General features: G+C 31.2%; 24 protein-coding genes, 1 tRNA gene and 1 pseudogene. 19 read left to right on the top strand and 7 right to left on the bottom strand.

Annotated features, from left to right (window positions below):
• The first annotated feature begins 43 nt into the window (after nucleotides 1-43).
• Nucleotides 44-1,102, top strand: coding sequence for a chlorophyll a/b binding light-harvesting protein (locus EU92_RS07720; protein ID WP_032512935.1), 1,059 nt, complete (start codon nucleotides 44-46; stop codon nucleotides 1,100-1,102).
• 79 nt (nucleotides 1,103-1,181) lie between these two features.
• On the top strand, nucleotides 1,182-1,835 hold the full coding sequence (locus EU92_RS07725; RefSeq protein WP_032512934.1) for a DUF3386 family protein: 654 nt from the start codon (nucleotides 1,182-1,184) through the stop codon (nucleotides 1,833-1,835).
• Nucleotides 1,836-1,893: 58 nt separating this feature from the next.
• Here EU92_RS07725 and EU92_RS07730 read toward each other — a convergent pair whose 3' ends face one another.
• Both EU92_RS07730 and EU92_RS07735 read right to left on the bottom strand, forming a co-directional pair.
• Nucleotides 1,894-2,139 (bottom strand): hypothetical protein, encoded by a 246-nt coding sequence (locus tag EU92_RS07730; protein WP_032512955.1) that lies wholly within the window; start codon nucleotides 2,137-2,139, stop codon nucleotides 1,894-1,896.
• A gap of 97 nt (nucleotides 2,140-2,236) precedes the next feature.
• Nucleotides 2,237-2,875, bottom strand: coding sequence for a methyltransferase domain-containing protein (locus tag EU92_RS07735; RefSeq protein ID WP_032512933.1), 639 nt, complete (start codon nucleotides 2,873-2,875; stop codon nucleotides 2,237-2,239).
• 154 nt (nucleotides 2,876-3,029) lie between these two features.
• Between EU92_RS07735 and EU92_RS09785 the strand changes: the two genes are divergently transcribed.
• From EU92_RS09785 to EU92_RS07755, 5 genes are all read left to right on the top strand, one after another.
• Nucleotides 3,030-3,200, top strand: coding sequence for a hypothetical protein (locus EU92_RS09785; RefSeq protein ID WP_193741716.1), 171 nt, complete (start codon nucleotides 3,030-3,032; stop codon nucleotides 3,198-3,200).
• Between the two features lie 2 nt (nucleotides 3,201-3,202).
• On the top strand, nucleotides 3,203-3,535 hold the full coding sequence (locus EU92_RS07740; protein ID WP_032512931.1) for a phenylpyruvate tautomerase MIF-related protein: 333 nt from the start codon (nucleotides 3,203-3,205) through the stop codon (nucleotides 3,533-3,535).
• A 25-nt stretch (nucleotides 3,536-3,560) separates the two neighbouring features.
• Complete coding sequence (locus EU92_RS07745; RefSeq protein WP_032512930.1) at nucleotides 3,561-3,950, top strand: DUF1824 family protein; 390 nt, start codon at nucleotides 3,561-3,563, stop codon at nucleotides 3,948-3,950.
• 255 nt (nucleotides 3,951-4,205) lie between these two features.
• Complete coding sequence (glyQ, locus tag EU92_RS07750) at nucleotides 4,206-5,081, top strand: glycine--tRNA ligase subunit alpha (protein WP_032512929.1); 876 nt, start codon at nucleotides 4,206-4,208, stop codon at nucleotides 5,079-5,081.
• Nucleotides 5,082-5,204: 123 nt separating this feature from the next.
• On the top strand, nucleotides 5,205-6,515 hold the full coding sequence (locus tag EU92_RS07755; RefSeq protein ID WP_032512928.1) for a porin: 1,311 nt from the start codon (nucleotides 5,205-5,207) through the stop codon (nucleotides 6,513-6,515).
• A gap of 90 nt (nucleotides 6,516-6,605) precedes the next feature.
• On the opposite strand, the gene EU92_RS07760 is transcribed toward EU92_RS07755, so the two are convergent.
• Nucleotides 6,606-6,833 carry a hypothetical protein gene (locus EU92_RS07760; RefSeq protein ID WP_032512927.1) on the bottom strand — a complete coding sequence of 76 codons (228 nt, stop codon included), beginning with the start codon at nucleotides 6,831-6,833 and terminating at the stop codon, nucleotides 6,606-6,608.
• Nucleotides 6,834-6,906: 73 nt separating this feature from the next.
• A complete protein-coding gene (locus EU92_RS07765; protein WP_032512926.1) occupies nucleotides 6,907-7,572 on the bottom strand; it encodes a Fe2+-dependent dioxygenase in 666 nt (221 codons plus the stop codon).
• A 102-nt stretch (nucleotides 7,573-7,674) separates the two neighbouring features.
• On the opposite strand from EU92_RS07765, the gene EU92_RS07770 reads away from it, so the two are divergent.
• The 7 genes and pseudogenes from EU92_RS07770 (at nucleotide 7,675) to EU92_RS07785 (ending at nucleotide 11,433) form a co-directional block, all read left to right on the top strand.
• Nucleotides 7,675-8,697 (top strand): extracellular solute-binding protein, encoded by a 1,023-nt coding sequence (locus EU92_RS07770; protein WP_032512925.1) that lies wholly within the window; start codon nucleotides 7,675-7,677, stop codon nucleotides 8,695-8,697.
• Nucleotides 8,698-8,759: 62 nt separating this feature from the next.
• Nucleotides 8,760-8,844 (top strand) — tRNA-Ser (locus tag EU92_RS07775).
• A gap of 100 nt (nucleotides 8,845-8,944) precedes the next feature.
• Nucleotides 8,945-9,067, top strand: a complete 123-nt coding sequence (locus EU92_RS10230; protein ID WP_275040509.1) for a hypothetical protein — start codon at nucleotides 8,945-8,947, stop codon at nucleotides 9,065-9,067.
• A gap of 268 nt (nucleotides 9,068-9,335) precedes the next feature.
• Nucleotides 9,336-9,578: pseudogene (locus EU92_RS07780) on the top strand (MrcB family domain-containing protein); the annotation flags it as partial.
• A 35-nt stretch (nucleotides 9,579-9,613) separates the two neighbouring features.
• Nucleotides 9,614-9,772, top strand: a complete 159-nt coding sequence (locus EU92_RS09780) for a hypothetical protein (RefSeq protein ID WP_193741715.1) — start codon at nucleotides 9,614-9,616, stop codon at nucleotides 9,770-9,772.
• Between the two features lie 1,014 nt (nucleotides 9,773-10,786).
• Entirely contained in the window at nucleotides 10,787-10,909 is a 123-nt protein-coding gene (locus EU92_RS10225) for a hypothetical protein (protein ID WP_275040508.1), read from the top strand.
• Nucleotides 10,910-11,085: 176 nt separating this feature from the next.
• Nucleotides 11,086-11,433 carry a hypothetical protein gene (locus tag EU92_RS07785; RefSeq protein ID WP_032512922.1) on the top strand — a complete coding sequence of 116 codons (348 nt, stop codon included), beginning with the start codon at nucleotides 11,086-11,088 and terminating at the stop codon, nucleotides 11,431-11,433.
• Nucleotides 11,434-11,532: 99 nt separating this feature from the next.
• Here the strand turns inward: EU92_RS07785 and EU92_RS09775 are convergent, their stop codons facing one another.
• Nucleotides 11,533-11,709: a hypothetical protein gene (locus EU92_RS09775; RefSeq protein ID WP_193741714.1), complete on the bottom strand. Its 177-nt coding sequence runs from the start codon at nucleotides 11,707-11,709 to the stop codon at nucleotides 11,533-11,535.
• 108 nt (nucleotides 11,710-11,817) lie between these two features.
• Between EU92_RS09775 and EU92_RS07790 the strand changes: the two genes are divergently transcribed.
• The 4 genes from EU92_RS07790 (at nucleotide 11,818) to EU92_RS07800 (ending at nucleotide 18,059) form a co-directional block, all read left to right on the top strand.
• Complete coding sequence (locus EU92_RS07790) at nucleotides 11,818-13,560, top strand: type I restriction-modification system subunit M (RefSeq protein WP_032512921.1); 1,743 nt, start codon at nucleotides 11,818-11,820, stop codon at nucleotides 13,558-13,560.
• Nucleotides 13,553-14,803, top strand: a complete 1,251-nt coding sequence (locus EU92_RS09370) for a restriction endonuclease subunit S (RefSeq protein WP_052045045.1) — start codon at nucleotides 13,553-13,555, stop codon at nucleotides 14,801-14,803. Before EU92_RS07790 ends, EU92_RS09370 begins: the two co-directional genes overlap by 8 nt.
• Before the next feature lie 292 nt (nucleotides 14,804-15,095).
• Entirely contained in the window at nucleotides 15,096-15,710 is a 615-nt protein-coding gene (locus EU92_RS07795) for a hypothetical protein (RefSeq protein WP_032512920.1), read from the top strand.
• A 516-nt stretch (nucleotides 15,711-16,226) separates the two neighbouring features.
• Nucleotides 16,227-18,059, top strand: coding sequence for a hypothetical protein (locus EU92_RS07800; RefSeq protein ID WP_032512949.1), 1,833 nt, complete (start codon nucleotides 16,227-16,229; stop codon nucleotides 18,057-18,059).
• 11 nt (nucleotides 18,060-18,070) lie between these two features.
• On the opposite strand, the gene EU92_RS07805 is transcribed toward EU92_RS07800, so the two are convergent.
• Nucleotides 18,071-18,322 (bottom strand): 2Fe-2S iron-sulfur cluster binding domain-containing protein, encoded by a 252-nt coding sequence (locus EU92_RS07805; RefSeq protein WP_032512919.1) that lies wholly within the window; start codon nucleotides 18,320-18,322, stop codon nucleotides 18,071-18,073.
• Entirely contained in the window at nucleotides 18,319-19,848 is a 1,530-nt protein-coding gene (locus EU92_RS07810; RefSeq protein ID WP_032512918.1) for a cobyric acid synthase, read from the bottom strand. The genes EU92_RS07805 and EU92_RS07810 overlap by 4 nt, the downstream gene beginning before the upstream one ends.
• Before the next feature lie 66 nt (nucleotides 19,849-19,914).
• Here EU92_RS07810 and EU92_RS07815 point away from each other — a divergent pair, with 66 nt between their 5' ends.
• Complete coding sequence (locus EU92_RS07815; RefSeq protein ID WP_032512917.1) at nucleotides 19,915-20,526, top strand: nucleoside triphosphate pyrophosphatase; 612 nt, start codon at nucleotides 19,915-19,917, stop codon at nucleotides 20,524-20,526.
• Nucleotides 20,527-20,582: the final 56 nt, after the last annotated feature.

The raw sequence follows: 20,582 nt of genomic DNA, 5'->3' as shown, positions 1-20,582 counted from the left end.
TACTGATCAGCAATATGCTCAACTTGCTGTTTATTTAAATCAAGTGTTACAAACTTACGGAAAATCTGATGTCACCTATGACTGGTTCGCAGGTAATTCTGGTGTTGTAGGACGTTCAGGTAAATTCATAGCTGCTCATGCTGCTCATGCAGGACTAATGATGTTCTGGGCAGGTGCTTTTGGATTATTTGAATTGGCTCGATACGACGCCAGTATCCCAATGGGTGCTCAGAAGGCAATTGTTTTACCTCACCTAGCAGGTATTGGAATTGGTGGAATTGAGAATGGAGTTATTACAGAACCATATGGAATTGTTGTAATTTGCACATTACATCTAATTTTCTCAGCTGTACTTGGTGCAGGTGGCTTATTGCATTCCAACAAATTTGCAGGAGATCTTGGAGACTATCCAGAAAATAGTAAGCCACAAAAATTCGATTTTGAGTGGGATGATCCAGATAAATTAACTTTTATCCTAGGACATCATTTGATTTTCTTAGGTCTTGGTGCAATTATGTTTGTGGAGTGGGCTCGTATACATGGAATCTATGACCCAGCAATTGGATCTACAAGACAAGTTGTTTACAATTTAGATATAGCTGCTATATGGAATCATCAATTTGATTTCTTAAAAATAGATAGTTTAGAAGATGTTATGGGTGGACATGCTTTCCTAGCTTTCCTTGAAATAATTGGTGGAGCTTTCCATATTGCTACAAAACAATTTGGAGAATATACAGAATTTAAAGGTAAAGGTTTACTTGGAGCTGAGGCTATCTTGTCATACTCAGTAGTTGGTGTTTCTTATATGGCTTTTGTAGCCGCTTTCTGGTGTGCTTCAAATACAACCATTTATCCAGTTGATCTATATGGAGAGCCGTTAAAGCTCCAGTTTGAGTTTGCCCCTTATTTCATAGATACAGGTGATTATGGAACAGGTGCTTATAGTTCAAGAGCTTGGCTTGCCAATGTTCATTTCTACTTAGGGTTCTTTTTCTTACAAGGTCATCTATGGCACGCACTAAGAGCTATGGGATTCGACTTTAAGAAAATTGGTCAAGCATTTGACAATATAGAGAATACAAAAATTAGTCAAAACTAATTTAATTTTGTAAAAAAAAGCCTCTCTTCTAATAGAGAGGTTTTTTTTTGTAGAATTAACCTATAAGTTAAGAAAATTAATGGAGAATCTAACAGAAATTAATTATAAGGAGATTTTTCGAAAGGCTTATGAAAATAGGTATAACTGGAACGATGATTTTAATGGTTATAAAGGTAAATGTATTTTTTCGATAAATGAACATCGACATGAAGGCCAATTTGTCTTAGGGAAAGACTTTAAACCTCATATCCAAAAAATAGATGATGACAAAATTATTAAAAGTATTGCCTCTCAATTATTTGAAGTATGTATACACAGGGTAAAAAGAGAATTTCAATCTGTACATTCAGAGAATAATTTTAATTTACTTAATAGTTCTGAAAGTGGGATTTTAATGAGTGTATCTGGCAAGAACAATGGAGACAAATATAGAGTCAAAAATGGATGTATTAATATGGTCTACCGAAAAATTCATGGAATTATAATTGAAATTTTTATCGAAGAATTCTTTGATACTGGAAGTGGCATTCTCAGTAAAAGATATACAAGTCAACAAATTGATCCAAATACTCTCAGGCCAAATTCTTTGAAATTGGAATATGAAGACAGCTTTACTAGAATTGGGTCTAAAAATATTTGGATACTTAATTCAAGATCTATTAAATACCTTAATAACAATGGTAAAGAGGAAAAACAAAAGTTTATATTTGAAGAATTGTCATTATTAAATTAATACCTATAAAAATTTATACTTAAGATCATTCGATCAGATTTTCCATAAATTAAGTTTTTCATTCAACTAGTCGAAAACCTTTGTCAAGTAGTTTTTGATAAAGTAGCCTAGCTCTGAAAGCAAGAATTTGCTCCTCATTTTCATTACTAATTACATGAAAGTAATTATTGTCTAATTTGTTTTTACTAAAACATACATTTGCTTCACCTAATCTTAAGGTCCAGTTTGGCGCTTTTGCTAAATGTTGGTTAGGGCCAAGATCCCAAGGACATTTTTCAGGATATTTTTCTCTTTTTGAACCCATTGAATTTTTATTACTATCCAATTTTAAACAATAATTGCAAGTTAGGCTATGAAGTCAATTTTCTGAAGATATTTGTAATTTATTTTGAGAATTATATTTATTCTTTACATGCAATTAAACAATAAAAAGGATCATTCTTTAAAAAAGGCAAGAAGTTAAAACTTTCATTATTAAATTTTTTTATTATCTTAGGTTCTTTAAATCCGTTTGTAATTAATACTTTTCTTACGTATTTAAGTCTCTCCTCTTCATTCGAAGTAGTCCATATATTGGGTGCTTTATGCCAAAAAGCTCTATTTGAAAAAGAAACGATAATTTTCCCTTCATTATTTAGGATTCTTGCGATTTCTTGAGTAAGGTTTTCGGGATATTGTAAGTATTGCCATGCTGCGACCATTAAACAACAATCAATGCTTCCACTATCTAAAGGAATCTCTTGTTTTAGATTAAAATTCTGAATCCAAAAAGAATTGAAAGATTTGTTTCGTTCTAATTCAACTCTATTTAAGCCATGACCAATAATTTTTTTGTATTTTTTTTCTGAGGGTAGATAACTATCCCAACTAGACATTAAATCAAGAACAATAGAGTGATCTATGATTTCTTTTTTATAAATAGAAGATAAATAGTTTCTGAAGTTTGCGTCTAAATGATAAACAAATTTTGGATCAGAATAAAAAATTTCATCATTGCTCTCGTCAAGTTTTTGTCTTTGATAATTGCTTAAAACTTCCAAAACATAAATTTTGCTTATATCAATTTAATTAAAGAATTCCTTTTTTGGGTCTAAGAAATAAATATTTTTGATAAATAAGTTTTTTAAAACGCAAAATATTAAGTAGACAATTAATCAAAAAAAGCTAGATTATTTATAAACTATTCTAAATAATATGATTATCTTGCAAAGAAGTAAAAAAACTTGGTCAAGAAATTCACTTTTTAATCCATATACAAATGGAATAAGTTCTTACGATTTGGCATATTTATCTTCAAAAAGAGGAATGAGAAAAAAAAAGATTCATTTGAAAAATGATTCTAAAAAACATTTTTTTGCTGCCTAAATATGCCTTTTGTTAATATTTCGACTTCAATTAAAGTAAAAGATAAGAAAAAATTACTTCAAGAAATTTCAATATTAATTTCAGAGCTAACGAATAAACCAAAAAAGTTTGTGATGGCAAAATTTGAAGACGAATCGAAATTAATTTTTGACAACGAACTTCCCTGCTGCTACTTAGAAATAAAGTCGATAGGGTCCTTAAATCCCTCTGAAATGGTGCAGCCAATATGCAATTTTGTTTATGAAAAGATTGGTATCCCAATAGATAAAATTTATATTTGTTTTGAGGATGTGCCTGCAGAAATGTGGGGATGGAATGGGAGAACATTTGGATAATATTTATATTTAAAAAAATTAATTAATGGAGATTAAATCTTTACTTGATTTATCTAGTCATAGATCTGCACCTCAACTAAGTGAAAGGCAAACAATAAAACTGCTTGAAGAGCTAGAAACTAATATTCAAAAAGCCGATTGGATGACAATTGGAATTATGGCGGCAAGTGACTATGAGGCTATAGAGGCATTAAAATCAATCTCTAGAAAATATATCTCAATTAAATTTAGGGACTTAGACTCTTTACATGCTGATGGAAGTGTTTTTTTAAAAGGTAATCAAAAAACTGGAAATGTTTTCATAAGATCTGAGAATTGTCTCGGGGAAGGGATTTTATTAACATGTCAACATGATAAGGAATCAGTAGAGTCGTTCACTTATGGACCATTCCCACTAGATTTTTTCACCTATTAAATAAAATTGTAATTTTTGCTTGATCAATAATCTTGTAACTTGAGACTTTCTTATCATGACTCCTTAAGAAGCTAAAGTTGATAATAATTCTTGTCATTCTCTATATTATTTTTAATTAATTATCACGACTGCAAATAATTAATATTTTCAGCAATAGAAACAAAATTTTCTTTAAAAATATTTATTTTTATTCTTCAGAGAAGCTTTGTTATTATTGACAAAGGTTTGATTTTTTAATCTTCAACTTTCTAAAAGATGTTTTTTCAAGACATAATTCAAAATTTAAATAAATTTTGGTCAAAAGAAGGATGCTTAATTCTTCAGCCCTATGACACTGAAAAAGGTGCTGGGACAATGAATCCTCATACTTTTTTAAGAGCTATCGGACCAGAACCATGGCGTGTTGCTTACGCTGAACCATGCAGAAGACCTACAGATGGAAGATTTGGAGATAATCCAAACCGGGCACAGCATTATTTTCAATATCAAGTAATTATTAAACCTTCACCAGATGAAATTCAAGAAAAATATTTAGCCTCTCTGAAATTTTTAGGAATTAATCCTCAAAAACATGATATAAGATTCGTAGAAGATAATTGGGAGTCTCCTACCCTTGGGGCTTGGGGAGTAGGTTGGGAAGTTTGGTTAGATGGAATGGAAGTAACTCAATTTACTTATTTCCAACAATGTGGAGGTTTGGACTGTAATCCAATCCCCATCGAGATAACTTATGGAATTGAGAGAATAGCCATGTTTTTGCAAGATAAAGAGAGTATTTGGGATTTAGATTGGAATAAAGATTTCAATTATGGGGATATATGGCTTCAATTTGAGAGGAATCAATGCTCGTTTAACTTTAACGAGTCAAGTCCTGCAAACATGAAAAAGCTATTCGCTATTTATCAAGAAGAAGCAAATTCTTTAATCAATAAAAAACTTGCGCATCCCGCCCTAGATTTTGTACTTAAATGCAGCCATTGTTTTAATTTGTTAGATGCGAGAGGCGTTATTTCAGTAACAGATCGCGCGCAATATATAGAAAATATTAGACAACTAGCTAAAAAAGTGGCATCTGTATGGATAGAAGAAAGAGAGCTTTTAAAATTCCCGTTATTAAAAGGAAAAAAATAACCTAACTATGCAATTACGTATAATTTGTCACACCGTTAGGAATCTAATATTTCTTTTTTGAATTGTAACTCTCGATACAATAGATAAGCTCATAATATATGGGCTTTTTCCGTGTGAGGTAAAATGAAACTTTTCCAAAAAATGTTGGTTGCTACTGCTGCAGTGGGCTTTGTTGCTCCTCTAGCCGCACAAGCTTCCGACGCAATTAATCTTGAAGGGATGAACGACTACAGTAGTAGTAGATCATCTGCTAAAAGATTTGACAGTAATACATTCGTTAACGAAGTTAATGAAGATCTTGCAGTTATCAAAGGTCGTCTTGATGGCCTAGAAGCTAAGCAAAACAATTTTGAAGCTGGTAGTTTCTCTGATACTACTACTCTTGATGGTAAAGCTTACTTTACTATAGGTGCAGTTCAGTATGATGAAGATGCCCCTACAAGAGGTCTTTCCAGAAAAGAGACTGTTCAAGCAAGTTACACCTACCAAATGAATCTTAATACAAGTTTCACAGGTGATGATAATCTTTACGTAAGAATTAAAACAGGAAACCATTCTGATTGGTCTGTTAATAAGACCTATGGTTCTTACCTAAAGTCTGGTAATGGTAATGGCGACACTCTAAAAGTTGACAAAATTTGGTACGAATTCCCAGTAGGTGATAGTAATACAGTTTGGGTTGGACCTAAGATTGAGAACTATTACATGCATGGTGCTACACCTTCAATTTATCAGCCTGTAACAAAGCAATTTACACTAGGTGGTAATGGTGAAGCTTATGGTGCAAGTACTGATACCGGTTTTGGTTGGGCTTATAAAGGAGACGGTGGTCTTTCTGTTAGTTCAAACGTAGGTACTAAGTCACATACTACTACCTCTGGAACCAACACTGGTCTTTTAACTGACGACAGTAAAACTAGCTGGGCTACTCAAATTGGTTATACAAAACCAAATTACTCTGCTTCACTAATTTATAACATTAAATCTAACGGTTGGAGTGATACTTACTATCATGCTTCAGGTCATGAAGGTACTTGTAAGTCTGGCAAAACATGCGACAACTTTAATTCAATAGGTTTAAGAGGTTGGTGGAGACCTGATGATGCAGGTACTGCTGTCCCCGCAATTTCTCTTGGTTACGATGTAACTACTTACGAAAATGCAACTTCATCTACTGAAACTTCTAATGCTTACTTTGTCGGTCTTAACTGGATGGATATATTCCAAGCAGATGATAAGATCGGTGTAGCATTCGGTCAGCCTACAAGTAACGAAGACGCAGCAAACGATCCATTTGCTTATGAAGCTTATTATTCATTCAAGCCTAATGACTCAGTCACAGTTAAGCCTGCTATCTTTGGTGGATCTGACAGAAATGGAACAGCTGGTGCCGATATATTTGGTGCATTAGTTGAAACTACATTTAAGTTCTAATTGAATTTAATACCAATAAAAAACGCCCTAAAAGGGCGTTTTTTTTTTGCTTTAATAAGTTTTTTTTTTTTGCTGAGTAATTTTATTTATTTACCAACAATTTTCCCCCTCTCCAATAGGAATACAGGTACTAGATTTTGCAGCTTCATCAGCTAACTTTTGTGCTTCCGCATCTAGTACAAAATCTGCATTGATATCCATGTCGGTGTTCCATTCTTTAAGGCCACCCATATCATTCTCTCCACTATTAACAGATGAAGATATCGCTATTGCGCTAGTGGCTGCGATAAATATTCCAATTGAACTCTTTTTTGGCATTTCAAACTTATATCGTTAAGTTTATTTTAAATATTTTCAAAACAATTTTCTATTTAGTGTATAAAATGTTTCTTTAATTGCCAAGCAATCTTAGGAAATTTGAGTATGACTTAAAAATAAGATCTAATTCATCTGACCTCCCATTTTTTGCAAGCAAACCTCTTGCCCCTGCATCAAGATCAAATAGATATTCCCTCTGTTCTATTGATTTAACATAGCTTTCAATCCAGCCAACGCATACTATCCTTTCTCCATTTTTAATTTCTTTAACTGAATGCAAGTATGTGCTTGGATAAATAATTATCTCTCCTGCATTTAGTTTGAATTCTTTTTCTGAACTCATCTCTTCAATAATGAGCTCTCCCCCGTTGTAGTTGCTTTTTTCAGTTAATGAAATAGTAAAAGATAAATCAGATCTTCCTGATGACATAAATGGATTGTCTATATGTCTGCCATATTGCATATTATTTAAAGATTTTGTAAACATAATTCCATGTATGCTCTTTGGCAGAGAGAAACTTTTTATTAGAGAGTTAGAAAGGAGTTTCTTTTTAATTAAATTAGAGAGTTTTTTTGAGATTTCTGATCCTCTATCTAATTGCAGATTATTTTTTACTTTTGATGCATGACTCCCAGCCGTTTTTTTTCCGTCTTCCCAAGGATTATTTTCTTTTTTTAAATTTGTAATAAATTGTTCAATTTCTTCTTGAATGAGAAGTTGGTGAGTTAAATAATTCATTTTGAGCATAAAAAATGATACAAATGTATGTATAGAAGATATCTTTTGGAATTCCTATGCTTTGGATATATATAAAGTAACCATAGATACTATTTGATAAAAGTGCAAAACCTAAGAAAATTAATTTATTCAGCTTTAACATTTACTTTCTTATTTAATTTAAATATTCCTGCAAATTCAACAGAAAGAGAGGTTAAAATTTATTCTGGAAGGCATTACAATACTGATAGAACGATCTTTAAGAAATTTGCAGAAGAAACTGGTATTAAAGTAAGACTTATTGAAGCTACAGGGATCTCTTTAATTGAGAGATTAAAGAGAGAAGGTAAAAATTCTCCCGCAGACTTAATTTTACTTGTGGATGCTGCAAGGATAACTAATGCTGCCAAAGCAGGATTACTTCAAAGCATAAACTCAACAACTCTAGAGAAAGATGTGCCAGATGGATTGAAAGATCCTTCTAAGCAATGGTATGCATTAACTAGAAGAGTGAGAGTTATGGTCGCTAATCCAAAAGTTGTAGATGTCAGTAAGATAAAAGATTATACAGATTTAGCTGATCCATCCTTAAAAGGAAAAGTATGCTTAAGAAATAGAAAAAGTCCATATAATCAATCCTTAGTAGCTAACCAAATAGTGAATAAAGGGGAATTAGAAACTAAAGCTTGGTTAAATGGAATGATTTCTAACGTTTCTCAACCTTTCTTCCCAGGAGATATTTCAATAATAAGGGCAGTTTCTAAGAAAAAATGTGGAGTAGGAATTGTTAATCATTATTATGTTGCAAGGATGTTGGATGGAGTAAATGGTAGAAGAGATGCTCTTTATGCGAAAAAAACTTCCGTTATTACTCCAAACCCTGCACATGTAAATATAAGTGCTGGGGGAGTAGCAAAATATGCAACAAATAAAGCTGATGCTGTTAAGCTTCTTGAATATTTAGCTTCTCCAGTCGGTAGTAAAGGTTTAGCTGCCCCTACCTTTGAACATCCATTGAAAGAGGTAAATCAAAACCCTATTGTTAAAGATTTTGGTGAATTTACACCCGATAAGGTTACAGTAGATGATCTTGGAGCTAATAACTCTCTTGCAATAAAATTAATGAAAGATGCCGGTTGGAATTAATGATTAAGATAAATAAAAGAACATAACTTTTTCATTTGATTTTGTAGATAATCAAGAAACATGGAGAGGTGGCTGAGAGGTCGAAAGCGAATGACTCGAAATCGTTTAATAGGAGACTATTCGTGGGTTCGAATCCCACCCTCTCCGTTTAATTATCTTCCTGTAAAGTGCTATATGGGCAATAATGTAGTCAAAATCTGTTTTTAAAGAAGTTGCTTGTCCTATATAGTCCAATATTTACTAGTTTATGCCTGAATGTGTTGGTGGATGTGTTGGTGGATATTTTTTAATGTGTTGGTGGATATTTAATTTACGAATTATGTGTTGGTGGATTCCTCAAGATCCATTGTTAATAATGAGGTGGTTCTGATTCTTCTGGAGGGAAATAGGTATCCTCATCATTACCTTTTTTCTTCTTTCTGAAATACTCTTTTGATGGATCTAATCAATAATTATCGTAATATAGATAAATCTTATAAAAATAAATTTCTCAAAAGTTTCCAAGTTCATGACATAATTTTTTTATGAATTATTCCATTAAAGAAAATATAATTTCTTTTAGTCAAAGTTGGGAATCTTATATTGCTCAATAAAAAGTTGAAGAAAATGGAAAGGAATATTTTAGGAATACAAAAGAACATAATGCTCACAAAATCTTCATAGACGATTTACCAGAAGTATTTATGTCCTTTTTGGATAATAAGAAATATACTATTAATTCATCTCTTGGTGAGGGAAATACTGCGGTGATCCCTTGGTTATGCATTATGCATAATCAAGTAACTGATTCTGTTACTGAAAGATTTTACTTTGAGCAAATTAATACAATAATAAGGGACTTTTACTCAGGTATTAATACTCTATTAATTTCAATTAAATAGGAGGATAATTAAGGAGTAGAGATATAGGAGGTTTTATGAAACTCACTACTCCGTTCACTGCTTTAAAAAATGCAACTTCAGATCTTTGGAGAATGCATGACTTTAACTATCAATTACCGAAAGATCTAAGACAAGATTATTGGGAAAAAGAATGCATAGACCATCCAACAAGTTCTCATTGCAAAGTTTACTAAATACAATATAAAATTTAAGGCATTAAAAAAGACCCCTTTCAGGGTCTTTTTATTGGTGACGACAGAAGGAGATCTATTTGTTAATCAGATTAAGAATTTTCCTAAAAATTAGTTTTGTTAGTAAATGTGATTACTCACTTCTTCAGATTTTACTAACGACTTTATTTTTAAGATAATTCAGAATTAATCTCGAAAGTTTAATTTCTGATTACTTAACTTTCTTTCCTGAAAGGTTAGAGAGTTAATTTCCTTGGTATTACAGACCATGGATTAGTGAAGATCTAGTTGGTCGACCTTGGTCGATTTCGATCACCAGAACTGTCGTGTTATTAAATTAATCGGTCTCGAAAATTTTGCATGAATCCTTAAGATTGATTTAATCATGATTAATTAAATCTTTAATCCTTGTTCAAGTAGACTAAATTGATCAGAAACTCCTCACACACTAATTTCTGATAATTAAACGCCCTGATTCGTAAGAATAAGGGCGTTTTTTTAATGAAACTAAGTCCTGTAAGAGTTAATTGGTATATGTGTCGAATAACTAACATTACCTAAACCCTTTCACAAAAAAGAAAAATGTGTAATAAATTATGGGTGTGTGTAGGAGAGGTTTTACTGAAATAGTGGAAACAAGGAAACACTTCATTTAGTAAAACCAGAAAAAGACCTCTAGAAATAGAGGTCTTTTTTTTGCAGTTTTATTACTTTTATTGACTTTCCTATATCGTTCCATGTGGTCCCTATAAATACCAAAAATGTGGTGGTGGATGTGGTGGTGGGTAAATATGAATTGTTCTAAAAATGCTTCCTATATGGTTCTATAACTGCCGTAGCGGGATAAGATGTAATTTCACCCTCTCCGTTTTTCTTTGTCTTCATACCTGTTCATACCTGTTCATACCTGTTCATACCTGTTCATACCTGTTCAGGGATGCTCAATCGGAAGGACACCCTCTCCGTATTTTTATATAGACAGAACGTAGTCAGGGATAGTTAAATTGTCCAAAATGAATGGTATCACACAGAAAAATCAGTAATCCAATTAATGGAGAACCTCCAGAGGAGTTAAAACCAATATCTCCAGTAATGCTGAATAGTTTAATGAGAACTCAAAAGTCTTCATCATTCCATTAATAAGAAAATGAAATCTTCTTATGACGATTATATTTCTGAAGATGATAACTTGATTTCTGGGCGCACTAAATTTAAAGAAAACAAAAAAAAGATCATAAAAAAAATTTAATATCTCTTATGACTTAAAGAAAGGAACTGCGAGTATTGAAAATGTTAATCTTTTACTGATTAGGGAATTGCCTGTCATTACAAAAAATATCCAAGAAAAAATCTCTAATTATAGACCTCCAATTTATCTTTACCAAAATTGGGATTCCATCGCTAAAGACACAAAGAGTGAATTTTTAGTTGGTGCGGAGGATTACGTTACTGAAGATTTTCTTTCTGATTTTTATACATTTGAACAAGAGGAAAATAGGTTAAGAATTGATTACCCAAATGCTACATTTACTCCATTTTTTGATGTAAAAAAAATCACAAAAGAGACTTCAATATTTTTAATAAGTTCTAATGATCAAGAAAAAGATACTTTAGAGATAAATACAACTCTTGAAATATCAATTGGGACATGTTTTGAAAAATGAATGAAAAATTATCCTTTAGTTATTAAGAAAAAAAGATAACTAAAATATTTTTTTAATTCATGATTAATCTTTTTGTTTTGTCCTTTAAATACACTTGCATCAGAAATCTATTTCCATTGGTATTTCTAAAATTAAATTCTTTATGCCATGTTTCTTGGCGGTTTCATGCATAACTTCATAGTCATGTTTACATTCTTCTTCTGTGGCGTCTTTATTTAATGGTTTACATGTAGACGCAAGCATTAATAACTCTTGGGATATTTTATTACTAACCATGATTTAAATTCCTCTTTGAATTGAAAACTAACAAATTTAACGTCAATTGTAAGCATTAGAAAAGACATCTAAAAAAAGAAGGATAAAATATTAAAAAATGAGTTTTAAGTGAGCGTTACTTCCACTCAATTAACTGAAAAATTAACTCTTTCACAATTAGAGGCATTCCTTTGGGAAAGTGCCGATATTTTGAGAGGCAGTTTAGATGCTTCTGAATTTAAAGATTATATATTTGGAATGTTATTTCTAAAGCATTTATCTGATGCTTTTGATGAGGAGCGAGAAAATGTTATTAAACATTACTTAGATACTGGTAAAACTCAGCAGCAAGCAGAACAATTTGCGTCAGAGGAAGATGAGTACGACAAAACATTCTTCGTACCTGAAATTGCAAGATGGAAAAATCTGAAAGACCTAAAACATGATTTAGGTTCAGAACTTAATAAGGCAACTGAAGCAATTGAAGAACAAAATCCTACACTTGAAGGTGTATTGGTATCCATTGATTTCAACATTAAAGATAAACTCGGCGATGGAAAACTGAGGGATCTTTTATCTCATTACTCGAAATATAGATTAAGAACTTCTGATTTTGATAGACCTGATTTACTAGGTGCTGCATATGAATATCTGATCAAGATGTTTGCTGATTCAGCAGGCAAAAAAGGTGGTGAATTTTATACCCCAAGTGAGGTCGTGAGATTATTGGTTGAACTTATAAAACCAAAAGCGGGTATGAATGTTTATGACCCAACTTGTGGTTCAGGTGGAATGCTTGTTCAAACAAGAAATTATCTAACAAGAAATGGAGAAAACCCTTCAAATCTTATGCTCTCTGGTCAAGAGAGGAATTTAAGTACTTGGGCAATATGTAAACTAAATATGTTTTTGCATGGAGTTCGTGGAGCAGATATTAGAAAAGGAGATACTCTTGGTGATCCACAACATATTGAGAATGGTGAATTAATGAGATTTGATCGAGTGATCGCAAATCCACCTTTTTCATTGAAGAAATGGGGTAGAGATATCGCTGAAGAAGATGGATATGGAAGATATAGATTCGGACTGCCTCCAAAAGATGCTGGCGACTTGGCATTTGTTCAACATATGATCGCTTCTTTAAATAATGAAGGAATAATGGGAGTTGTGGTTCCTCATGGAGTTTTGTTTAGAGGTGCTTCAGAAGGTGAAATTAGAAAAGGAATTCTTGATAGTGATCTTTTGGAAGCAGTTATTGGTCTCCCTTCATCACTTTTTTATGGAACAGGCATACCAGCAGCACTTTTGATTATCAATAAACAGAAAGATGCTTTTAAAAAAGGTAAGGTTTTATTTATTAATGCTGAACTTGAATATCAGGAAGGTAAAAATCAAAATAACTTAAGAGATGAAGATATAGAGAAGATAGTCAATTGTTTTAATTCTTACGTAGAAATTAAACGCTTCTCTAAAATTATCTCTTTAGAAGAAATTAAAGTGAACGATCATAATCTCAACATCAGAAGGTACTCAGATACTTCTCTGCCAACTGAGAATTTTGACGTAAAAGGGATATTGGATGGCGGAATTCCAATTAGAGAAATTGAAGATGAATATATACAAGAAGTTCTTGGTGGATTTGATTTAAGTATTGTTTTAGTCTCCAAGGATGAAGAATACATGAAGTTTAAAGATGAGATAATAGATAAATCTCAAATTAGACAACTTCTTGGAGAAGTATCTGATTCTGTTGTTGAGCAAGTCGAAAGATGGTGGGATAAATATGCAATTTCACTTGCTCAGATAAATTTTGAGGTGAGAGAATCTGAGGCGAAGATTCATGAATTCCTAAAGGACTTGGGATATGAGTGAATGGAAATCAACGACGCTAAAAGAAATTCTCTTTATTATTGAGAGCGGTTCTCGTCCTAAAGGTGGCGTCAGAATTGGAGAGAATAATAAAGGCGTGCCCAGTTATGGAGGCGAAAATATATCTATGAATGGTGAGATGTTATACGATAAAGTCCGAACGGTTCCTAATGAGTTTGCTTTAGGGATGACCAAAGGTATTCTTGATGATAAAGATGTTTTAATCAATAAGGATGGTGCAAATACTGGTAAAACTGCAATTTACAACAGACCAGTGGGGGAAAAGATTTCAACAATCAATGAGCATTTGTTTCGACTTCGTTGCAAAAATGGAACTGCAGATCAGGAATTTTTATTTCACTATCTCAACTCAGAATTAGCAAAAAAACAGATTTTGTTATTAATAACTGGTTCAGCCCAACCAGGACTTAACAGCAAATTTACAGAGTTTGTGAAAATTGAACTCCCCCCTCTCCCCGAGCAGAAGAAGATTGCTGAAATACTCTCTGGGATAGATAAATTAATTGAAAATATAAAATTAAAAATAAAGAAATTAGAAAAATTAAAAATTTCTTTAATTAATAATTTGATTCAAAAGGGTATAAAAAATTATATTTTTAAGGATTCTGAATTAGGAAAGATTCCTAACAATTGGGATATTGTTGATTTCAAAGATATCTTTAGCAAAAATACTTATGGTCCAAGATTCAATGCTAGTAATTATGCTCAAGACGGTAATGTTAAAACAATTAGAGGAACAGATATACTTGAAAATTTTAATATTAATTATGAACAAGTTCCGCTTGCAAAACTTGATACGGAGATGATCTCAAATCATTCTCTGAATCATGGAGATATCGTCATGATAACTACAGCTGAATGTGGTTGTTCTGCTGTATTTAATCAACAAAATATCCCTTATATATGTAGTGCATATGCTATTAGATTAGAACCTAATAAAAAAGTAAACTCAAATTTTTGTATTTATTTTCTTCAATCTGAAATTGCAAAAAGACAAATACAAAAGTTTGTTCGTAAAGGAACTGTTTCTAATTTGCCAGGATCAGATGTTATGAAAATCAGAATACCTTTACCAAAAATTGAAGAGCAAAATCAGATTGTTAGTTCTTTAAAAGCAATTGAGGAATTAATAAAATATTCTAGGAATAAATTAAAGGTTAATCTATTACTTAAGAACTCTCTTTCTCAAGATCTTCTTTCAGGTCATAAAAGGGTAAACGTCTAAATAATGTCTCAACCAGAATTCCTCTACGTTGAAAAACCAGCATTTTTGATAAAGATCTAACAAATTCATTACCTGAAAACTGCAGAGATCTTAATAAGGAATTTATCCCGATTTATCTTCAACAAAATCATGAAAAGAGTAAAGTCGCAGCGGGTTTAAGTTGTGGAAGTGAATTTATTTAATATGAATAATTCTTCAATAGTTCAGTATCTAAAAATTAAATATTGAGTATTGATAATATTTAATTTTATAAAAATATATTAATATTAGTAAATTACTTTTAAATCATATAATGATCAATAAAGAAAAACTACTCGACATTTTAAAATCTCCTTATATTAAATTCAAAAGTTTAAGTAGACCAAAACAAGTTGGAATTGCATTAGGGGCAATATTAATTATTCTTTTAGTTAGCAAGAATAATGATAAGAATTCATCAGGATCTCAGTTGAACAATACTTCAAGTGCCCAAACAAGTACAAACAGTAATCAAAGGAAAGCAAATTTAAATCTTGCACTAAGCAAAAAGACATTAAAATTGCCCTATAAAATTGGCGATTTGACTATTACTAAGATGAGAGCTTCTAGAGATTTCTACTATCTTCCCAAAAATGGAACAAATAAAGAGATTATATGGAAAGTTGATGTTGAGAACCAAACAAATTCAGAAATTTCTGCAGTGATCAATATATGTGATTCTTATTCAACCGCAGTTGGGAATGTACGTTTAGAGCAAGGATATCTTGCAGATTGCAATCCAATTAATTTAAGAATGCTTCCTTCTAGTATCTCAAAAAATAATAAGTTTGCTGTTTCAAATGCATGGTTTTATCGTGGTGATACCTTACAAATATGTATTCAAGGTCAAGGGTGCTTTCAGCAAACCTTCATAGATAAACCTTTATAGACTAAATTTTTTTGAGTATAAATTCGTCCAGTATCTACCCATATTCCTCGAGATGGAATTTAACCCTCTCATTATTTATATACAAAAAAATAATCGTCAGATATCTTCAAAAAGTTGAGAAATATCAGTTTTAGAGGTTTTTATATTTTGATCATGAGATCTTTTCCAATAATACCTCACGTTTTTGGAAGCTATATTATTGCCTCTTCAAAAACCAAAAACAAAGTAATCTTAATAAATACATTTTAGGCTCATTTTTTTATTATATTTTTCTTTATTTAATAATCGGGAATGTTTAGTGAAATTTATTCTTGAAGCATAATTTTCTTTAAAATTCATTTTAATTACTTTTTGTCTCACTGTATTGAGATATGAATTTAAACTGAAATGTTGAACTATTTAAAAGATTAGTCTTTTAACCTTAAGAATTATTATCTTGGAAAACTTCAGTTTGAATAATATAGTTTTTTTTGCATATAATTGGAAATTATCAAGCAATTCTTTGAAGTTATTAAAATGAGGTTGATATTTTACCTATTTGTATTCAGTCAATTATTTAATTTACTTGATGTTTTAGCAGAGAAAATTAATAAAGAACAAAGTGATAAACAAATTAAGTGGGAGAGGATAGATGACAAAGAATCAAATAATTTGAAAAATATTATTTGGAAATCATATAATGATGATGAGATTTATTTTGAAAGAAAAAATTACAATAATATAGATAATAGTTCAGATAAAAAATTATTTAATAAGAAAACAGAAAAAACTAAATTTATAAATCAGCAAGCAAATAAACAAGAATTACTCGAAATTTTACCACATATTCCTTTAAATAATTTCCTGGATTCTGGTGATTTTATTTTGTCCAGTAATTTGGTGTCAGCATTTAGTGGGGGTGCAGGCGGTGGAACTGGACATCAAAACTATGGACTTAAATTTCATTATGGTTTAAGCGATTACTCTTTGTTTTCACTTTATTTATCTGAGACTGATGATCCACTCTATAATTTGATTAATGGAGACTTGATTCCAAATAATTGGGCAAGTATTGCACTCGCTTATAAGAATCAAATTTTCAAGTCTGAAGATTCTAAAAATTCATTGGCTTTCTCAAGCTCCCTAGAGTATTGGGTTGTTAGTAGTGGAAATGGTAATAAAAAAAGTATTTATAACGAGACCGATAATTCGTTTGGCCATGATAGATACGAGAAATTTATTTATTCATTTTCTTTCCCATTCACTAGGCAATTAAATAATCAAATAAAATTCTCTATTGTTCCAGGAATGACTTTTATTCCAGACAAATTGGGAGATAAAAATATCGGGAAAAACTTTTACGGGAATAATTACTTTTTAGCGTCAGGCATAAACTTTGATATTGCAAATAATTTTCAATTGATCGGTTCATATACAAATATAGTTGGTCCTGGAGATAATAGCTTCGATGAAAATCTAAAGTTCCATAGGAATTCTATTTATAGCTATGGTTTTAATTGGGATGTGAATCCTATTATTGGCATTGAAGGCAAAATTACTAATGGATATGGAAGTACACCATCTACTTCTTTGTTAACAATTCCCTCAGATAATAAGCCACTATATTTCTTAGGTGGGAAATATAAACCTTCTTTGATTGATACTCAATTTGTTCCACTAGAAAAAGAAAATAAATTATTACTTTTTGGAGGATTGACGGTAAATAATGCATTATTCCCTGAAAGAGGTATTAGTCAGATAAATTTTAATTATGACGAACAAGGAAATTTATTTGCTTTTTATGGATACTCTTTATCTAATTTATTTCAATTAGAATTAAGTACTGGTTCTTTTAATGATACCAATTTAATCAATAAGGATAACTCCTCATTGCAAAGCGTATATTTGAACGAAAATACTTTTAATTATAGATTCGGAGCGAAGCTACTACTTTTTAGTCCTCAAAAGAATGATCTTTTTTGGATGACACTAAGAACATCTTTAGGAAGGAACGAAGGTGCAAACCATCAAGGATACATGTTCTCAGAATTAATAAATACTTTTAGGGTAAATAAATGGCTGGTATTAAATATTAGCCCTAAATATTTTTTTAGTGGGGTGGAAAATTTGGGAGGTCTTGGTATCTCAAGTAATATAAATTTATTGGAAAATTTACAGTTTATTCCAGAAATAAATACTTCATTAAAAAATAATTCTGATTTAAATACAACCTATGCATTTAGATATTCTTATGCAAAGGATAAGTCAGTTGATTTATATTATTCTAATGCTCCAGGTATTCAAGATATTGGACAACTTCTTGAAAATAATGAATTCAGATTTGGTATGAGGTTGAATTTTTTATATTAAAGAAAATAAATTTAGTTTTCCCAAAATGGATCTGTAGTCAAAGAAACTTTTAATGAACATTTTTTATTACTTTTGATATCACTAATACAAGCTCTTATCGTTTCACCATTTACGTCTATTTCACAGGCTCCACAACTTCCTGTAAGACAGCCAGTCGGTATTTCTAAACCTGCTTTTTCAGCAGAAGAGAACCAATCATCTCCCTCTGAAACTAATGTTTCTTTATTGTTTGGCCATATTACTTTTATATTTGTTTCTTTCAACTTAAAAATGATTTGAGATTTAAATGTTTGTGGAATTCATTTGCAAGATTATCAATAATAGATTGTCTTTTCTCTTTATAAGATATTGATTTCTTATTTAATATTGGTAGATTTTTACTCTTACTTATTAAATTAAGATATTGCTCTCTCCAAATGTCATTTTCAAAGATCCCATGAATGTATGTTCCTGCAATAGTTCCGCCTTTATTATTTTCTTTGTACCAACCAAGATCTGAATCTTCAAAAATAGGATTAATCTTTAATGAACATTGGATGTCATCTAATACAGTTTGACCATTATGAATTTCAAATCCATTAATTTCTGATTGGCATGGCCATATAGATTTAGAGTTGATTTGACGTGTTAATTTTTTTTTAAAGAAAGTCGTTTTTAATGGCAGTAATCCAATACCGTTAATTTTTTGTTCAGAATAATTTTTGGCACCCTCTTTAAAATAAGGATCTTCAAGTGTAGTCCCTAACATTTGTAAACCTCCACATATTCCAATAATATTTCCTTCGTTATTTGAATAATCCCTTATATCTTGAGATAAGCCAGAGTTTTCAAGAAATTTTTGATCTTTAATCGTTTGTTTACTGCCTGGCAGAATAATGAAGTCATACTTACTTAGGTTTTGTGATTTTCTAATCCATTCAATTGATATTGTTTCTTCATTCTCTAGTGGATCAAAATCCGAGAAGTTACTAATAGATGGTAATTTTATAATTCCAACTTTGATTTCAGGATTTTTAGAAAGTGATTTTTTTTCTATTAAATCTAAAGAATCCTCTGGAGGAAATGAATCATTTAACCATGGAATAATTCCAATAACAGGGATTTGAGTCTTATTCTCTATCCATTTTTTCCCATCTTCAAATAATGAAAGGTCTCCTCTGAATCTATTTATAATAATTCCCTTAATAAGCTTCTTTTCTTCAGGCTTCATTAATTCAAGAGTACCAATTATTTGTGCAAATACGCCTCCCCTTTCAATATCAGTAACCAAAATGCAGTTTGCATTTAAATACTTGGCAACTCTTAAATTAGTAAGATCTCTATGAATCAAATTCATCTCTACCGGACTTCCAGCCCCTTCGATAATTAGACGGCAATTCGGATTACGTTCGTAAATAGACTTTAAACTTTTTTTAATTACTTCCCAACCAGGAATAAACCAATCTTTATAGTAATTTTTTGCGGTTGTGGTCCCTATGCTTTTGCCAAGGTGAATCAACTCGCTTGTTGAGTTTCCTTGTGGTTTTAATAAAATGGGATTCATCTCTGCAGAGGGATTAATACCACAAGCAAAAGCTTGAAGTGCTTGTGAATATGCCATCTCTCCACCTTCCCAATCAATCCAAGCGTTGTTACTCATATTTTGTCCTTTAAAAGGTATTGGTTCTTCTCCTAAATTTTTAAGAATCCTGCAAATAGCAGTAACTGTTAACGATTTCCCTGCTCCACTGGAAGTACCTAGGACCATTATTGGTTTCCTTATTTCATGTAATTTTGCTTCTAATTCCATTAGTAATTTATATTAATTTATAAATTTATTGATTATTAAATTGAATTATAATTTGGTAAAAAATTTGTGTTAATTCTAGCCTCTGCTTCTCAATCTAGAAAGAAATTACTAGAAAATTGTCAAATCGAATTTATCCAAATATCAAGTGACTTTGATGAAACTACTATTCAAGAAAAGAATATATTTAATTTAGCTTTGGAATTATCTTTTCAAAAGGCTAATAGTTTATCTGAAAATATTCAAAACATATCATTGCCCGAAGAATTTAATTATGGTCCTTTGGAAATACTTGGTTGCGATTCAATTTTTGAATTTAAAGGAGAAGCTTATGGAAAACCATCTAATAAAGAGGAGGCATTTATTAGATGGAAAAAAATGTCTGGAGAATTTGGATTTTTACATACTGGTCATACTCTAATAATTGGGCATTTTCATTCAACTTCCAAAATTTTTGAAATCACTGAAATAATAAAAAAAACAGTAAGTTCAAGAGTTTATTTTTCTAATTTGGAAGATTGGGAAATCAAGAGTTATGTAGATACAAATGAACCTTTATATTGTGCAGGAGGATTTGCCTTAGAGGGTATAGGAGGCAAATATATAGAAAAAATAGAGGGTTGTTTCAGTAATGTAATGGGTTTAAGTTTGCCATGGCTAAGAGAAAATTTATATAGATAATAAAATTGACAAAAAAAACCCTATCAAAAGATAGGGCTTTTTTTGATGAGATAGAA

The sequence above is a fragment of the Prochlorococcus marinus str. MIT 9107 genome (assembly GCF_000759855.1).
In the GTDB taxonomy this organism is placed as follows: domain Bacteria; phylum Cyanobacteriota; class Cyanobacteriia; order PCC-6307; family Cyanobiaceae; genus Prochlorococcus_A; species Prochlorococcus_A marinus_N.
This window is presented reverse-complemented; position numbering and strand designations above follow the sequence as displayed.